Annotated in this window: 14 protein-coding genes and 1 pseudogene; 1 reads left to right on the top strand and 14 read right to left on the bottom strand. The window is 58.5% G+C overall.

Annotated features, from left to right (window positions below; genetic code table 11):
• Positions 1-17: 17 nt before the first annotated feature.
• The 4 genes and pseudogenes from WHJ28_RS01010 to WHJ28_RS00995 all read right to left on the bottom strand — a co-directional run bounded on the left by WHJ28_RS01010 (position 18) and on the right by WHJ28_RS00995 (position 3,947).
• Positions 18-1,244, bottom strand: coding sequence for a PocR ligand-binding domain-containing protein (locus tag WHJ28_RS01010; protein WP_340039201.1), 1,227 nt, complete (start codon positions 1,242-1,244; stop codon positions 18-20).
• A gap of 361 nt (positions 1,245-1,605) precedes the next feature.
• A pseudogene (locus WHJ28_RS01005) lies at positions 1,606-1,809 on the bottom strand (RNA polymerase sporulation sigma factor SigK); the annotation flags it as partial.
• Between the two features lie 69 nt (positions 1,810-1,878).
• Positions 1,879-2,844, bottom strand: coding sequence for a transglutaminase domain-containing protein (locus WHJ28_RS01000; RefSeq protein WP_340039200.1), 966 nt, complete (start codon positions 2,842-2,844; stop codon positions 1,879-1,881).
• Positions 2,845-3,140: 296 nt separating this feature from the next.
• A complete protein-coding gene (locus WHJ28_RS00995; protein WP_340039199.1) occupies positions 3,141-3,947 on the bottom strand; it encodes a MerR family transcriptional regulator in 807 nt (268 codons plus the stop codon).
• Between the two features lie 75 nt (positions 3,948-4,022).
• Here WHJ28_RS00995 and WHJ28_RS00990 point away from each other — a divergent pair, with 75 nt between their 5' ends.
• Positions 4,023-5,369: an MATE family efflux transporter gene (locus WHJ28_RS00990; protein WP_340039198.1), complete on the top strand. Its 1,347-nt coding sequence runs from the start codon at positions 4,023-4,025 to the stop codon at positions 5,367-5,369.
• 51 nt (positions 5,370-5,420) lie between these two features.
• On the opposite strand, the gene WHJ28_RS00985 is transcribed toward WHJ28_RS00990, so the two are convergent.
• From WHJ28_RS00985 to WHJ28_RS00940, 10 genes are all read right to left on the bottom strand, one after another.
• The gene (locus WHJ28_RS00985) at positions 5,421-6,248 is read right to left on the bottom strand and encodes a Cof-type HAD-IIB family hydrolase (RefSeq protein ID WP_340039197.1); all 828 of its coding nucleotides are present in this window, start codon (positions 6,246-6,248) and stop codon (positions 5,421-5,423) included.
• Positions 6,245-7,192, bottom strand: a complete 948-nt coding sequence (locus WHJ28_RS00980) for a transketolase family protein (RefSeq protein WP_340039196.1) — start codon at positions 7,190-7,192, stop codon at positions 6,245-6,247. Before WHJ28_RS00980 ends, WHJ28_RS00985 begins: the two co-directional genes overlap by 4 nt.
• Before the next feature lie 3 nt (positions 7,193-7,195).
• Positions 7,196-8,041 carry a transketolase gene (locus WHJ28_RS00975; protein ID WP_340039195.1) on the bottom strand — a complete coding sequence of 282 codons (846 nt, stop codon included), beginning with the start codon at positions 8,039-8,041 and terminating at the stop codon, positions 7,196-7,198.
• Between the two features lie 182 nt (positions 8,042-8,223).
• Entirely contained in the window at positions 8,224-9,561 is a 1,338-nt protein-coding gene (locus WHJ28_RS00970; protein WP_340039194.1) for an MATE family efflux transporter, read from the bottom strand.
• A 151-nt stretch (positions 9,562-9,712) separates the two neighbouring features.
• A complete protein-coding gene (gltA, locus tag WHJ28_RS00965) occupies positions 9,713-11,110 on the bottom strand; it encodes an NADPH-dependent glutamate synthase (protein ID WP_340039192.1) in 1,398 nt (465 codons plus the stop codon).
• A 15-nt stretch (positions 11,111-11,125) separates the two neighbouring features.
• Positions 11,126-11,983 (bottom strand): sulfide/dihydroorotate dehydrogenase-like FAD/NAD-binding protein, encoded by an 858-nt coding sequence (locus tag WHJ28_RS00960; protein WP_340039191.1) that lies wholly within the window; start codon positions 11,981-11,983, stop codon positions 11,126-11,128.
• A 188-nt stretch (positions 11,984-12,171) separates the two neighbouring features.
• Positions 12,172-13,092 (bottom strand): sensor histidine kinase, encoded by a 921-nt coding sequence (locus tag WHJ28_RS00955; protein ID WP_340039190.1) that lies wholly within the window; start codon positions 13,090-13,092, stop codon positions 12,172-12,174.
• Between the two features lie 69 nt (positions 13,093-13,161).
• Positions 13,162-13,908 (bottom strand): hypothetical protein, encoded by a 747-nt coding sequence (locus tag WHJ28_RS00950; protein ID WP_340039189.1) that lies wholly within the window; start codon positions 13,906-13,908, stop codon positions 13,162-13,164.
• 24 nt (positions 13,909-13,932) lie between these two features.
• On the bottom strand, positions 13,933-14,688 hold the full coding sequence (locus WHJ28_RS00945) for an ABC transporter permease (protein ID WP_340039188.1): 756 nt from the start codon (positions 14,686-14,688) through the stop codon (positions 13,933-13,935).
• Positions 14,681-15,601, bottom strand: a complete 921-nt coding sequence (locus tag WHJ28_RS00940) for an ABC transporter ATP-binding protein (protein ID WP_340039187.1) — start codon at positions 15,599-15,601, stop codon at positions 14,681-14,683. The genes WHJ28_RS00945 and WHJ28_RS00940 overlap by 8 nt, the downstream gene beginning before the upstream one ends.
• Positions 15,602-15,634: the final 33 nt, after the last annotated feature.

The following is a 15,634-nucleotide window of genomic DNA, read 5'->3' as shown; positions in this document are numbered from 1 at the left end:
GCTGACAGGCGCACACCTCAGAACGGTCCTGGCCTCTCCAGCGGCAGCCGAATCCGAATCAAAATTCCGCTTTTTCTGTCGTCCCGGGCCCCGACACTGACCCCATATTCCGCACCAAACACGTGCTGCAGACTGCTGTTGACAGCATAGAGCGATTTACTTCCATTTCTGGGCGTACTCAGCATATGTACCCATTCATCAAGGGATTTGATCCCACCGGAGCAGCGTATCTGAAACAGAAAACAATTTCCTTCTTCTTCTCCATAGAATTCCAGCTGGAAGGACGCATTGCTCTTTTCACCAAAGCCTTCAAAAACCGTTTCAACAATGGGCTGCATCAACATAAACGGACAGGGAATTCCAAAATACCCGGAAGGAACAGAAATACGAAAATCCAGCTTGTCACCTACCCATGCTTTCTGAATCCGCAGAAGGGCCCCAATATAATCCAGTTCCTCTCCAAGCGTGGAAAGCTTTTTCTGCGTACCCACAGCATAACGTGCAACATCAGCAAAATCGTACGCAATCTGTTCCGTCTTCACCGCCTTTTCTTCATATGCCAGCCGCGTGATGATGTTCATCACATAGAAGAAGTAACATAATTCGTTGCTTCTTCCCATAGCGTCATTCTCTTTCTCACGCAGCGCCATTTCCAGCTCTGAGCGAGCGGCCCGTTCCTCCGAGAGTTCCTTGTCCTTCTCCTCCAAGGTTGTAAGCATTCTTTTTCCGCTCTCGTTTTCCGTCATTGCAACAATAATATCCCGCAGAATATGAACGGCCGCCTCTACCTTATCGTAGGAAACCGTCTCCATTTTTTCATACAGCCGACTGATCTGCTCATGCTTGCGCCAATTGCTTTGTTGAGGAAGAATATATTCCAGCTGCTCAGCCTCTTCTTCACATACTTTGACCTGGCCTCCCAGCACAGCACCCATATAGGTTCCATTGATGATCAGCGGAACCGCAAAATCAACCAGATTCGCATGGCAGCGGTAAATATACGGCTGGCCGGTAATTGCCGAATGCAGCCCTCCGTGTGCGTCACACTGAGCGCACAACTCGGAAAATCCCTGTACCTCCCGTACCTTCATGCAGTGTTCAGTAAAGCCACTGTAGCGGGTGATCGGGTTCCCTCTATAATCTACCGTTACAGCTCCAATCCCCATCGCTCTGGAGCAATTATCCTGGATGGACTGAAGCAAATTCATATCAATCAGTTCGGAGATCTTTTTTATTTCACTCATACACGACTCCCCATCCCACCGCATACTGTTTTGTAAGTTGGCATTGACTCAAGCTCCACAATACGACAGTTCGTCTAAAAATACCTTGTGCTTTACTGACGCTTTTAACCTTAATTATAACAAAACAGATGCATATGACAAGGTAGTTTTCTATGCGTAACATATCATTGTCCCTATTCCTTTTCAAGATGCTTTTTTGACGTATTACTTCCATTTTTGATTATACACTTTCCAAATAGCGGAAGCTCTTGCGCATATGCCACCACCCAGGAATCATCCCAACGTCCGCTAAAGACCGCTCCTGTTTTCCCACGGCCTTGCTAATTAATCGTCTCTGCTCCATTTGTCCTTTTCACTACTTCTTCTTAACGATGTGAGCCACCAGGCGCAGATTGTGCTCGATCAATTTGTTGCGGGCCTCCAGATCGCCCTGAGCGGCCTGTTCCAGATACCGGCGCTCCTCTTCCGCTTTCAGCGGCCGGGGGAAGGAGCCGTTTCCCCCGCCGGACAGGCGAAGCGTAAAGAAAACCTGATTGAGCAGCAGTAGGATCCATGCAGGAATCATTTGTCACACCTCCATGGTCCCACTGTATTCCGACAATGTTTGTCCCTATACGGCAAATCCTTGTCCAGTCTATGATTGGGTCAGCGCCTGTATCAGCTCCTTCTGTCCCATTCCCCAGAAATGATCCTGGGAGATCTTCTCTTCCGTTCGGCCAAAATATCTCCACCGGCTTTCATCCGGGCGTCCCGCATCCCAGGTCGTATCAAAATAGCGGTATTCCCCATCCAGCATTGCGCAATTCCACATATGCTCCTCTCCAGCTCCGGTGCCGGTAATGTTCCAGCAGGGGATGCCAGCCTCCTCACAGAGCACACGAAACGCCCAGGAAAATCCGCCACAGATGGCCGTTCCATTCTGCAACGGTCCGAAAGCTGTCCTGGATTCACGGGGCAACGTATCCGGGCTCTGATAATACCGGTAGTCATATGTGGTATTTTCCACAATAAAGCGGTAAATAGCCTTAAGCTTCTCCTCGTCGTCCATGGTGTCGGTCAGGATGGTCGCCACAGTCTCTTTTGCGATGCTCTTGATCTCCTGTATCTTCTCAACGCTCTGCTCAATCGTCTCAGAATCGCTTGGAAAAGCTCGAATTGCTGTGGCGTCGCTGTTGAGTGTATACACCACATATCCATACCCCGCCAGATGCAGGGCCCGCTGCATATCATCCACCAGCAGTTCCGGATTCCGGATCACAATGGGAATCTCTTCCTCACCAAGCGCGGCGTCCGCCGCCTCTACCAATTCCGCCAGGGTATTGATTTCCGCGGCTCCCTCCGGTTCTCCGTCCGGATACCCCAGCTTATACGGCATATATGAGATCTTACAGATCGTCCCCTCCGCGCCTTCTGTACATTCCAGAGCGTAGGCATATTTCAGCTCCGGCCGGGCGCTCAACACCTGATTGGATGCGTTCTGGAGCAGAATGGAGCGCTCCTGAAAGAGAAGATCCTCCTGCGTAAAGCGGAAGGTCACTTCCTGCACAAATCCTTCATACGCCCGCTCCAGGATCTGAGCGGCCTCCTCCTGGGTAGTCACGGGATAGATCTCATTCATTGGTTCCGGTGAGGCTGGCGCTTCACTCTGTAACGGAGTGGGGGATGGTGTCTCAATACTGGGACTGTTGGTATCCACGGCATTGGACTGAGCCTGCGAACATCCGCTCAGGCACATCGCGGATAAAACCGTAAGGACAACAGCGGTCGTACCAATTCTTTTCATGTGTATCTCCTCCTGTCAAACGCTGCATCTGACGGGAGACCCGTCATGTCATAGACGCGCCGCTGCTGTAAAAAGTTTCTTGCCCTGCCTGGCGGCCCACAACAGATCCAGGGTCACAGGGCACAGACCCGCACCTGGAGCTCCGTGACATACTCCTCTGAATGATTGGTGTCGTGAGCGTCGATACGGTAGAGTTCCAGCGGCGCCCCCTCTGGCGTCCGCCCGGCCGTCTGGATTCCTGTCAGCAACGTGCTTAAATGCTCCTCCATCCGGTCATATTCGCCCCGATAGTACAGTCGGGCGTACTCCCCGCCAGGCAGCACATCATCATAGGGCAGTCCGGGGCTGGTGAGGAAAAAGACCCGGGAAAAGTGGTTGAAGATCCCCTTTTTCAGACTTTCCTCGTCCACCTGCGCCCCCATACACTGGCTGCCGATGACCTGGATGTAATCCTGGTGCCGCTGTTCCAGCCGCTTGAGCTGGAAGTCCACTTCCTTCTCCAGAATAAAATCCTTTTCCAGAAAGACATAGGGCCGCTCCGGCTCCCGGACCAGCTCTACACGCCCGGCCTCTACCACCCGGTAGCGCTCCAGCCGTGCTCGACGCTCTGCCGCCTCCTTCCGTGCGGCCTCCAGTTCCTCCATCCGACGCTTGAGCAGTCCCTCCTCCCGGTCCAGCAGCTCCAGGGTCTCCCCCACACTCCGCCGTTCCAGATAGGCGCCGATCTCCCGGGTGGGCAGATCCAGCTCCCGCAGGGCGCGGATGATATTCAGAGTACACACATCCTGAATACCATACATCCGGTAGCGGTTCTCCCCCCGCACCGGGTGCAGCAGTCCCTTCTCCTCGTAATAGCGCAGGGTATCGGGACAAAGGTCGAACAATTTGGCCAATTCATGGATCTGATAAAATTCTTTCAACTTTTTTGCCTCCCGCTCTTGACTCTCGGATAGTACGAGGGTTTATCATATCCTCAGTAAGAGGAGGTTTTACCCGTGAATCTGGTCGCCAAGTTTTTCAAGTTTACCATTCCATCCATCGTCTCCATGTGGATCTTCTCCCTATACACCATGGTAGACGGTATTTTTGTGGCCCACGGTGTGGGCAGCCACGCTCTGGGCGCGGTGAATCTATCCATGCCCTTCATATCCCTCATCTTTACCATAGGCATCCTGCTGGCCACCGGCACCTCCACCGTTCTGTCCCTGGCTCTGGGACAGGGAGATGAGGAGAAAGCCCGCAACTACTTCAATCAGAACCTGGCGGTGGTCATTGTCCTGTCTCTGGTTCTGACGGCAGCTGTGCTGCTGAACCTGGAGCGCGTGGCACTGTTCCTGGGGGCCACCGGAGACCTGCTGCCGCTGGTAAAGGAGTATGTGGCTATTATCGCCTGTTTCTCGGTCTTTTTTACCGTGTCTTACAACCTTGAGGTTCAGGTAAAGGCAGACGGCGCTCCCCATGTCAGCACCATCGGCGTACTCTCCTGTGCCATTATGAATGTGGTGCTGGACTATGTGTTTGTGATGCACTTCCACTGGGGTGTTTGGGGCGCGGCTCTGGCCACTGGCCTGGCCCAGGTCACCTCTACCGTGGTCTTTGTCATCTACTTCGTGCGTCACCCCAACCCGCTGCGCTTTGGCCGTTTCAAGCCCGACTTCGGCGCTTACCGCCGGATCATTCCTCTGGGCACCTCCGACGGACTGAGCGAATTCTCCAACGGTCTGGTCATTTTCCTGTTCAATCAGACCATCCTTCAGGTGTCCGGTGAGGCTGCTCTCACCTCCTACACCATCATCAGCTATGTCAACACCCTGGTGCTCATGACCATGATCGGTACCGCCCATGGAGTCCAGCCTCTGTCCAGCTTCTACCTTGGCGCAGGACAGCGGCCCCTGTGCCACAAATTCCTGTCTTATGGCGTCAAGCTGGTGGCAGCGGCGGGTATCGGTTTCTTCGCCATCTGCCAGCTGCTGGCCGGTCCCATCGTAGGACTGTTTCTGGAACCGGGCGATCCGCTTTTTGGATACACCGTCAGCGCACTGCGGCTCTATGCCCCCGCCTTCCTGCTCATGGGCTTCAATGTCGTGATCTCCGGCTTCTTTACCGCCGTTGAACTCCCCTTCCCCGCCCTTACCATCTCCTTTGGCCGGGGCCTGGTGCTCATTGCCGGCTGTCTGGTGGTCCTGTCCAAAGTGCTGGGCGATACGGGCATCTGGCTCTCTCCCCTGTTCTCCGAGGGAATCTGCCTGGTCATCACCCTGTTCTTCCTGCTGCGGTACTTCCATAAGATCCGTCAGACTGAGCCGGAACAACAGCCCGGCTTCTCTTCTGTGGCCCGCTGAAAACCTACCATGAGGAAAAACGGCGCATGACAATGGTCATGCGCCGTTTGACTATGTATTCAGAAAATATTGTTCCACAGCCATACCGACGCCGCCCTCCCGGTTGGTACCAGTGGTATAGCACGCGGCGGCCTTGGCCTCGTCGCTGGCATTGTCCATGGCGAAGGACCAACCCGCCCAGCCCAGCAGCTCCAGGTCATTGCCGGCGTCGCCGAAGGCCATCACCTGGTCAGGCCCCAGCCCCAGTCGGGCACACAGGGCCTGTACCGCCGAACCCTTGTTGACACCGGGGGCGGTGAGTTCCATATTCTCCCCAAAGGAGGTGGTCACCGCCAGCGGACCGCAGTCCTCCACCGTGTCCAGCAGTTCCTGCCGGCGCTCCGGAGGTACATGGAAGATGTGGATCTTCTCCACCGCCTTGCCCTCCAGGGCGGCGTTCAGATCCTCCGGAAAATGGGAGCAGGTCCGCAGCACCTGGGCAAACTCCGGGGACAGGGCGCTGCCCACCACCTGCTCGGTGCGGTCGGCCTGGATATAGTTCTCCCCCTCGCAGTAGACCTCAAAGGGCAGGCCCCAGTCCAGCAGCAGAGAGAGGATGGTACGGCGGGCAGCCGGATCCATGGGCCGGCGGTAGATCCACTCCCCCGTGGTCACATCCAGCACCGCCGCGCCGTTGGACAGCACGGCATACCGGGTAACGCCGATCTGAGCATCCACCGCCCGCAGCAGGGACCAGGCGCGTCCGCTGGCGATGGTCACCGCCGCCCCCCGCTCCGCCGCCGCCCGGAGGGCGGCCACGTTCCGGGGCGGCACAGTGGCATGGTCGTCGTCCAGAAGCGTACCGTCCATGTCCAGGCAGATCAGTCGGATGTCGCTCATTTCTTCAGCTTCAGGGCCTGACGTACCTTCTCAATGATACCCTCGGTGGTGAGGCCGTAGGCTTCCAGCACCGCCTTGGCCTCGCCGGAGCGGCCGAACTCATCGTTGACGCCGTGGCGCACCACGGGCACCGGACAGTGCTCGGCCAGAAATTCCGCCACAGCGGAGCCCAGGCCGTTGAGGACGGTGTGCTCCTCAGAGGTGACGATACAGCGGGTCTCCAGGGCAGCCTTCAGCACGATCTCGCCGTCCAGAGGCTTGATGGTGTGCATATCGATGACCCGGACGGAGATGCCCTCCTCCGCCAGTTTCTCAGCGGCGGCATAGGCCATCTGGACCATCATGCCGGTGGCAATGACGGTAACGTCGGTGCCGTCCCGCAGCATGGAACCTTTGCCCAGCTGGAAGGAGTAACCGGGGACCTCATCCGTGACGCTGTCCACCGCCAGGCGGCCCAGCCGCAGGTAGGCCGGTCCGTCATAGTCCAGCAGAGCCTTCACCGCCAGACGCATCTCAGGGCCGTCGCAGGGAGAGACCACCATCATGTTGGGGATGGTACGCATGAGAGCGTAGTCTTCGATGCACTGATGGGTAGCGCCATCCTCACCTACGGACAGGCCGCCGTGGGAGCCCACGATTTTCACGTTGAGCCGAGGATAGGCCACGGAGTTACGGACCTGCTCATAGGCACGGCCGGTGGCAAACATAGCAAAGGTATGGGTGAAGGGCATTTTGCCGCAGGTGGCCATACCGGCAGCTACACCGGTCATATTAGCTTCGGCAATGCCCATGTTGTAAAAACGCTCAGGGTGGGCCTTGGCAAAAAAGGCGCTCTGGGTAGAGCCGGACAGGTCTGCGTCCAGCACCACCAGGTCGGGATACTGGTCGGCCAGCTCGGCCAGGGCCTTACCATATGCCACGCGGGTGGCGATCTTCTCACTCATGGCTTACTTTCCCTCCAGTTCCGCCAGCGTCGCGGCCAGCTCCGCATGGGCCTTTTCATACTGCTCGTCATTGGGGGCCTTACCATGCCAGCCGTAGTCCCCTTCCATAAAGGAAACGCCCTTACCCTTGATGGTCTTGGCCAGCAGCACGGTGGGCTTGCCCTTGCAGGCGGCAGCGGCGTTAAAGGCCTCTTCCAGGGCGTTGAAATCGTGGCCGTCCACATGGATCACATTCCAGTTGAAGGCCTCAAACTTCTTGTCCAGGGGCTCGGAGGGCATAACGTCAGCGGTAGCGCCGTCGATCTGCAAACCATTGACGTCCACAATGGCACACAGGTTGTCCAGATGGTATTTGGCCGCGGACATGGCGGCCTCCCACACCTGGCCCTCCTCGATCTCGCCGTCGCCCAACAGAGCGTACACACGATAGTCCTTCTGATCGGCCTTGCCCGCCAGAGCCATACCCACGGCAGCGGAGATGCCCTGGCCCAGAGAGCCGGTGGACATATCCACGCCCTTGATGTGGCGCATCTCGGCATGGCCGGACATCTCGCCCTTGATGGAGCGGAAAAGCTTCAGATCTTCCAAGGGGAAAAAGCCCTTCAGAGCCAGATTGGGGTAGAGCGCGGGGGTACAGTGCCCTTTGGACAGCACGAAGCGGTCCCGGTCAGGGTCCCGGGGATCGGCGGGATCTACCCGCATCACATGACCGTACAGGGTGGTAACGATGTCCATGGAGGACAGGGAGCCGCCGATGTGGCCGGAAGCCGCATCGTGCACCATGTCCATCGCCAGCAGGCGGGCACGAGCGGCTGTGACAGCCAGTGCGTGGACCTTTGACTGTTCCATTCGATTCACCTTTCCATTCTGTGGGCCCGAAGGGCCAAATTCTCTGACCCCTAGTATACATTAGAAAACCGTGCGTTTCAACCATCGGTTCACACAAAAAGAGAGATAAGACCATTCTTCTCGTTGAGCGATTGATACTTTCCACGTAATATGTCTCCCAGCAGGCGTGTTCCCCCACTTTATCAGGCTACATTTTTTGCTGTTCTCCAGCGGTTGGAGCGGTAGAACCACCAGCCCACCGGCACCGAGCTGGACACAGCGATACCACAGGCCAGATAGACGCCGTAGATGCCCATAAAGTGCTCCAGCACCACGGCCAGCACCAGGCGTACCACGATGCAGTTGAGGAAGGAGTTCCACATAATAAACACCGTGTGGCCTGAACCGGTAGCAAGGGTATTATAGGTGAACATCCCCGCATAAAACAGCTGGCACACGATCTCGAGCCGCAGGTTGATGACCGCCCAGGCCTGCACATCAGGGTCGGGGGTGAAGATCATCACCAGCCAGGGGGCCAGTACCTCTGCCAGGGCGATAATGACCGCCGCCATGCCCAGAGACAGCTTCATACAGGTTTTCATCACCTGCTCCGCCCGGTCGTACAGCTTGGCGCCCAGGCACTGGGCGCACATGGTGCCCGCGCCGGTGGTAAGGGCGGACAGGAAGAGCTGACAGAAATCCCGGATCTTGTTGGACACACCATTGGCAGCGGACACATCCACGTCGTACTTGTTGATGAGGGTGAGCACCACCAGCCAGGAGACGCTGGCAACGGTCCATTGAAGGGCCACCGGCAGGCCCAGCTTCAGGGTACGGCTCACCACCTGCTTCTCCGGGGCCAGGTACCGGGGCAGCAGGCCCAGGCCCTTCCGGTGAAGCAGGCAGAAAATCAGCGCCGTTACAAAGGACACCCCCTGTCCGATCACGGTAGCCAGAGCAGCACCCGTCACCCCCATCTCGCGTACGGCAACAAAATAAATATCCAGTACCACATTGAGGCTCACCGACAGGATGATACAATACAGCGGGATACGGGAGTTGCCCACGCCCCGCAGGATGGCCGACAGAGCGTTATAGCCAAAAATATAGAACAGGCCCATACCGCAGATTCCCAGATAGGCCACCGAGTCCTCCATGGCGGGCGCCCGCAGCAGAATCAAAATAGGCTTGCACAGCAGCACCACCAGAGCGGTAAAGAGGATACCGGCAATGATGCCGATGGTCAGGGTATTGCCCGCCGCCCTCCGGCGGTCCTCTTCGGCGCCGCTGCCGAAATAGCGGCTCACCAGAATGTTGCCGCCCACCGTAACGCCGATGGCCAGCTGGGTGAGCATATTCATGATCACGCTGGAGGTGTTGATGGCGGAGATCCCATTGTCTCCAATAAAATGGCCGGCAATGATGATGTCCGTGATGGAGTAGATGGCCTGCAGCAGGCTGGAGGCCACCAGGGGCATGGCATACCGGATCAGCTGACCGCTGACGCTGCCCTGGGTCAGGTCATTTTGAAGGGCAGGCATTCCCATCCTCTCCTTTTCTCTGTCTCATACAGGGTATAGTGTACCTCTCCCCCGCTCTGGCCGCAATACCCACCTTTTGCACAGTCACTTCCCTTTCAGTAATCAGGAAAGCAAAAAGGACCCCGCCGCTGTGCGGCAGGGCCCTCAGGACTTACTTGCTGTGCTTACGGGTCAGATACTCGTGCATGGAGGCGGCAGCCTTCTTGCCGGCGCCCATGGCCAGGATCACGGTGGCTGCGCCGGTAACGGCGTCGCCGCCGGCGTACACGCCCTCCCGGCTGGTCTCCATGGTCTCCTCGTTGACCTGGAGGCAGCCCTTCTTGTTGGTCTCCAGGCCGGGGGTGGTAGACCGGATCAGGGGGTTGGGGCTGGTACCCAGACTCATGACCACGGTATCCACCTCCAGGTTGAAGTTGGAACCCTCCACCACTTTGGGAGCACGGCGGCCGCTCTCATCGGGCGCAGCCAGGCGCATCTTCACACACTCCAGGCCGCCCACCTTGCCGGTACCGTCATCCAGCACCTTGATAGGATTGGTGAGAAGCATGAACTCGATGCCCTCCTCCTTGGCGTGGTGGACCTCCTCCTTACGGGCGGGCATCTCCTCCTCATCGCGGCGGTAGAGGACATAGACGTGCTTGGCGCCCATGCGCTTGGCGCAGCGGGCGGCGTCCATGGCCACGTTGCCGCCGCCGATGATGGCTGCGGAACCGGAGATCTTCAGGGGGGTGTCATAGCCCTCCCGGTAGGCCTTCATCAGGTTGATACGGGTCAGATACTCGTTGGCGGAGTACACGCCCGCCAGCGTCTCGCCCTCGATGCCCATGAACATGGGCAGACCGGCACCGGAGCCGATGAACACGGCCTCGTAGCCCTCCTCAAACATCTCGTCGATGTCGAAGGTCTTGCCGATGACCATATCGGTCTCCAGATCCACGCCCAGGGCCGACAGCTTGTTCACCTCGTTCTGGACAATAGCCTTGGGCAGGCGGAACTCGGGGATGCCGTACACCAGCACGCCGCCGGCAGTATGGAAGGCCTCAAAAATGGTGACTTCATAGCCGTGCTTGGCCAGGTCGCTGGCGCAGGTCAGGCTGGCAGGACCGGAGCCCACCACCGCCACCTTGATGCCGTTGGTCTGGGGTTTCTCCGGCATGGCGTTGATATTCTCACGATACCAGTCGGCCACAAAGCGCTCCAGACGACCGATGGCCACCGGCTCGCCCTTAATGGCCCGGACGCAGCGGGCCTCACACTGGCTCTCCTGAGGACACACACGGCCGCTGACGCTGGGCAGGGCGTTGGTGTCGGAGATGATCTCATAAGCGGCCTTGAAATCACCCTCAGCTACCTTGGCAATAAACTCAGGGATGCGGATGTTCACCGGGCAGCCGCCTACGCAGGGCTTGTGCTTGCAGTTGAGGCAGCGGCCGGCCTCTTCCATGGCCATCTCAGCGGTGTAGCCCAGAGAGACCTCCTGGAAGTTGTGGTTGCGTACGTTGGGGTCCTGCTCCGGCATGGGGACCTTCTTCAAACTCATATTCGGCATTGTATCAGTCTCTCCTTACTGGATCATTTCCTTGGCAAGCTGGTCCATGCGGCAGGCGTGGCGCTCCTTCTCCTCCGCCTCCTGGGCACGGTAGACCGCGTTGCGGTTCATCAGCTCGTTAAAATCCACCTCATGGCCGTCAAAGTCAGGGCCGTCCACGCAGGCAAACTTCATCTTGCCGCCCACGGTGACACGGCAGCCGCCGCACATACCGGTGCCGTCGATCATGATGGGGTTCAGGGAGACGATGGTCTTGATGCCGTAGGGCTCGGTGGTCTTGGACACAAACTTCATCATGGGGATGGGGCCGATGGCGATGACGGCGTCATAGTGGATCCCGGAATCAATGAGTTCCTTCAGCTTCACCGTAACAAAGCCCTGCTCGCCGTAAGAACCGTCGTCGGTCATAATATAGCAGTGGTCGCTCACCGCCTTGAACTCGTCCTCCAGGATCACGATGTCCTTGGAGCGGAAGCCGGCAATCACGTCCACCTCGATGCCCTCAGCATGGCAGGTCTTGGCCTGGGGATAGGCAATGGCGCAGCCTACGCCGCCACCCACCACGCAGACCCGCTTGGCGCCCTCGGGCAGTTCGGTTGCCAGACCCAGGGGACCCACGAAGTCCTGAATGTGGTCGCCCTCGTTCAGGTCGGCCAGCAGCTCAGTGGTCAGGCCCACCTTCTGGAAAATGATGGTGATGGTGCCCTTCTCCCGGTCATAGTCGGCAATGGTCAGAGGGATGCGCTCACCCTGCTCATCCAACCGCAGAATGATAAACTGTCCCGCCCGCGCCTTCTTGGCGATCAGGGGGGCCTCAACTTCCAGCAGGGTGACGCTGGGGTTGAGCACCTTTTTGCGTACGATCTTTACCATAGTATTCAACCTCTTCTTCTCAATAACAATCTGCGGCACGGGTTCCCGTTACGGCCGCTTCCGCCATTTTATGACTGCCCAGTTTAGAAAACCTTACAGCCCCAATGGTTTGCGGCCTTCCAGTCATACGGATTAACGATATCAGCTTTCCCTTACTTTGTCAAGCGGCAATCACCGCCTTCAGCACATCATCCAAAGCTCCGCCCCTGCCAGAGTGTCCACTGCACCCGAATGGCAAACATACCGTTCTCCAGCCCGGCCGTCAGCTGACAGCCCATCTGTTCCGCCAGGGTTTTGACAATAGCCAGACCCAGACCGGTGTTGCGGCCGGTGCGCATTTTATCGGAGGTAAAGAAGCGATCGAAGATATGGGGCAGATCCTCCATCGTCAGTTCATCGGTTTCGTTGGCAAAGAGGCTCACCACCTTGTCCCCCTCCTGCCAGAGCCGTACGGTCATCTTCCCCCGCCCGTGGTCCAGGGCATTGCGGATCAGGTTGGTGAATACCCGCAGTACGCCGCCGTTGTCGGCCTGCACCGGCGGCAGGTGTTCCGCCAGCTCCACCGTCATATCAAAGTGCCGGTCGGTAAAGTCGTTGTAGAAGGCGGCCAGCAGACCGGACAGGCTGGTATACAGGTTCACCGGCTCCTGCTCCAGGGGGTACTCTCCCCCTTCCAGCCGGGACAGGTCATAAAATCCGGTGATGAGACTCTGCAATGCCTTGGCCCGGCTCTCCACCACTGTAAGGTACTCCCTTCGCTCCCCCTCCGGCAGCGAAGGGTCTTCCAGCAGCTGAAGATAGCCCAGAATGGAGGTCAGGGGGGTACGCAGGTCATGGGACACATTGGCGATCTGCTGGCGTAGGGAGCGCTCCCGCTCCAGCCAGCGGGACTGGTCCTCCCGCCGCAGCTCCAGCAGAAGGTTGACCTCCTCCAACAGTTCCTCCGCCGCCCGGTTGGGCACAGCCATCCGCAGCCGGGCGGTGCTGTCTCCCCGGGTCAGATCCCGCAGCTGCTCCGCCGCCCCCTTCAACGCCCGGTACTGGGTCCAAACCCACAGCCCCAACCCGGCACATACTGCGGCCAGCAGGACACAAAGGATGATCGTCATGGTCCCATCTCCTCTCCAGCCCAAGCGGGCGTGCCGCAGGAAGCGGCACGCCCGTGGAAAAGTTTCTTTTTACTTGATCTCCCGCCGCCGGAACCAGAGCAGGCCCAGCACGGAGGTACATACCAGCCAGCCCATCCCCACGGCCCAGCACCAGAACTGGTACTCCCAGGTAAGCCAGCCGGATAGAAAATCGGGCATCAGCAGGGATGCGGGCATTAAAATCGCCTGGATCAGGCTGCTGAGCCTGCCCCCGGTGCCCATGGCTGCCAGAGCCGCCAGCACAGGCTGGCCGAAGAAACTGGCGATATAATAGATTCCCATCCAGGCCGCTGTGCTTGGAATGAGCAAGGCCATCATATGGCACAGGCTATATACCCCGCACCAGACCGGAAGGGCCCCCAGCAAGGAGAAGCCTACCACCGCCAGGGCAACCAAATCGGCCTCCCGGGAGTAGTGAGGCAGGGCCAGCCAGCCCACCAGCAGATAGCTCCCCAACAGCAGCAGGCACAGCCCAAGCCCCAGCATCAGCCCGGCCAGCAGCTTGCCCCAATAGATCCGCCCCCGGCTCAGCCCGAAAGATACCTCATTTTTTAAGCTTCCCAGGGCCTTGCCGTCCACAATCTGGGTAAGCAGCGGAGCTACCAGCATCCCCAGCAGCATGGTGGTGGAGGCAGCGGAGGCCATTTGGGAAAAGTCGTCTGCCGCAAGCATGATAGAAGTAAACAGAGCAGTACACAGTCCCAGAAAAAGGACCAGTCCGTAGATTCCCTTATGCCGGAAGGCCTTCCACAGCTCCGCCTTGATGTAGTTGAGCATATGTTTCCCTCCCGGCTCTCTCTGTCAGCGGATCTCTTTTTTCCGGAATGCCAGCAGGCCTACCAAAATGGAACCTGCCAGCACCACCAGGCCAACGATCCAGCAACGGCCCACATAGTTCCACTGGAAGGCATAGATGTGCAGCTGCTCCAGCATGACGGCGGGCATAAACTGCCGGATCATCTCAAAGGTGGGATGGATGAGCAGACCGCACAGCTGGAGGATGGAGGGGACCACCCCCAGCAGGGCCACTGCCACGAACGCAGCCAGGGTGGTGTTGCGCACCAGGAAATAGCAGGCCAGTGCCACGCCCTGGGCGCCCAGCCACAGGGGAAGCGCACCGGCGAGGGTATAGCCCACCAGTTGAAGGCCGGTCTGATCCAGTTCATTGTGGGGCAGCAGCACCCAGCAACCCGCCATATAGAGGGCCACCATCACCACCGCTGCCAGCAGGGCCACCAGGGTGGCCACCGCCAGCTTGCCCAGGTAGATCCGCACCCGAGCCACACCATAGGACACCTCATTCTTCAGGGTGTTGTGCTTATACTGCTCGGAAAAGACCATGTCGCCGGTGAGGATGGTGGCGTACAGTCCGACGCTCAGCATCATGGGGATCATGATGACAGCGGAGTAAAAGTCCATTTGCGTGTTGCCGTTGGACCAGGTGAACCAGAATCCCCACAGCATCAGCCCCTCCAGAGCCAGCACCACCAGCAGGGTCAGATAGAGATACTTTCTCCGGAATACTTTATAGCATTCAGCGGCCAGATAGTTACGCATGGCGGACACCTCCGATCATGGACAGGAAGTAGTCCTCCAGGTTGGCCCCTCGGCTCTCCAGGGAGCGCAGGGGCACGCCCCCCTCCACCAGCACCCGGGCCACCGTCTGTGGCTGGTCCAGGAAGCTGTACAGCCGCAGGATACCGCCGGAGAGCACCTCGTAGTCCCTGGTACCCAGCTTCTGCTCCAGCACCAGGGCGGCGGCGGAGGGGTCCTCCACCCCCACCTCGATGCAGGCCCGGCACTTCTCCTCCAGGTCCCGGGCAGTGATCTGCTCCAGCATGACACCGTTGTCGATGAAGCCGTAGCAGGTGGCCAGATTGGCCAGCTCCGGCAGGATGTGGCTGGAGATGAGAATGGTAGTCTGCCGCTCCCGGTTGAGCTTGAGCAGCAGGTTGCGGAACTCCACGATGCCCTCCGGGTCCAGGCCGTTGATGGGCTCGTCCAGCAGCAGGAAGTCGGGCCGGTTCATCAGCGCCAGGGCCAGGCCCAGCCGCTGCTTCATGCCCAGGGAAAAGTTCTTAAAGGCCTTTTTTCCGGTATTGGCCAGATCCGTCTCCTCCAGCACCTGGTCCACCGTTCCCTTGCCGGGGATGCCACGCTGGATGCGGTAGTACTCCAGGTTCTGCCGGGCGGTGAGGTAAGGATAGAAGCTGGGGGTCTCCACCATGACCCCGGTGCGGGCACGCACCTTCATCAGGTCCTTGCCCGTGGCCCTGAAGAGGGAAATCTCCCCCGCCGTTGGCACGGCCTGACCGGTGATCATGCGGATGATGGTGGTCTTTCCGGCGCCATTGCGGCCAACCAGGCCATAGATCTGGCCCTTCTCCACCGTCACCTCCGCCCGATCCACCGCCGTGTGGGCTCCGTACCGCTTGGTCAGGCCCCGGGTGGACAACACGATATCTGTCATATGGCATCCGCCTTTCTCTTGGATTTGATGCCA

It is taken from the genome of Flavonifractor porci (assembly GCF_037572415.1).
Lineage (GTDB): Bacteria > Bacillota > Clostridia > Oscillospirales > Oscillospiraceae > Flavonifractor > Flavonifractor porci.
The sequence above is the reverse complement of the archived record's forward strand: the minus strand, read 5'-3'. Positions and strand labels throughout refer to the sequence as shown.

Coding starts and splice junctions, on each gene's coding strand:
- WHJ28_RS00950 (WP_340039189.1), bottom strand. CDS start 13,908: ATGCTCAACTACATCAAGGCGGAGCTGTGGAAGGCCTTCCGGCATAAG.
- gltA (WP_340039192.1), bottom strand. CDS start 11,110: ATGCCGAATATGAGTTTGAAGAAGGTCCCCATGCCGGAGCAGGACCCC.
- WHJ28_RS00960 (WP_340039191.1), bottom strand. CDS start 11,983: ATGGTAAAGATCGTACGCAAAAAGGTGCTCAACCCCAGCGTCACCCTG.
- WHJ28_RS00985 (WP_340039197.1), bottom strand. CDS start 6,248: ATGAGCGACATCCGACTGATCTGCCTGGACATGGACGGTACGCTTCTG.
- WHJ28_RS00955 (WP_340039190.1), bottom strand. CDS start 13,092: ATGACGATCATCCTTTGTGTCCTGCTGGCCGCAGTATGTGCCGGGTTG.
- WHJ28_RS00940 (WP_340039187.1), bottom strand. CDS start 15,601: ATGACAGATATCGTGTTGTCCACCCGGGGCCTGACCAAGCGGTACGGA.
- WHJ28_RS00975 (WP_340039195.1), bottom strand. CDS start 8,041: ATGGAACAGTCAAAGGTCCACGCACTGGCTGTCACAGCCGCTCGTGCC.
- WHJ28_RS00980 (WP_340039196.1), bottom strand. CDS start 7,192: ATGAGTGAGAAGATCGCCACCCGCGTGGCATATGGTAAGGCCCTGGCC.
- WHJ28_RS00945 (WP_340039188.1), bottom strand. CDS start 14,688: ATGCGTAACTATCTGGCCGCTGAATGCTATAAAGTATTCCGGAGAAAG.
- WHJ28_RS01010 (WP_340039201.1), bottom strand. CDS start 1,244: ATGAGTGAAATAAAAAAGATCTCCGAACTGATTGATATGAATTTGCTT.
- WHJ28_RS00970 (WP_340039194.1), bottom strand. CDS start 9,561: ATGCCTGCCCTTCAAAATGACCTGACCCAGGGCAGCGTCAGCGGTCAG.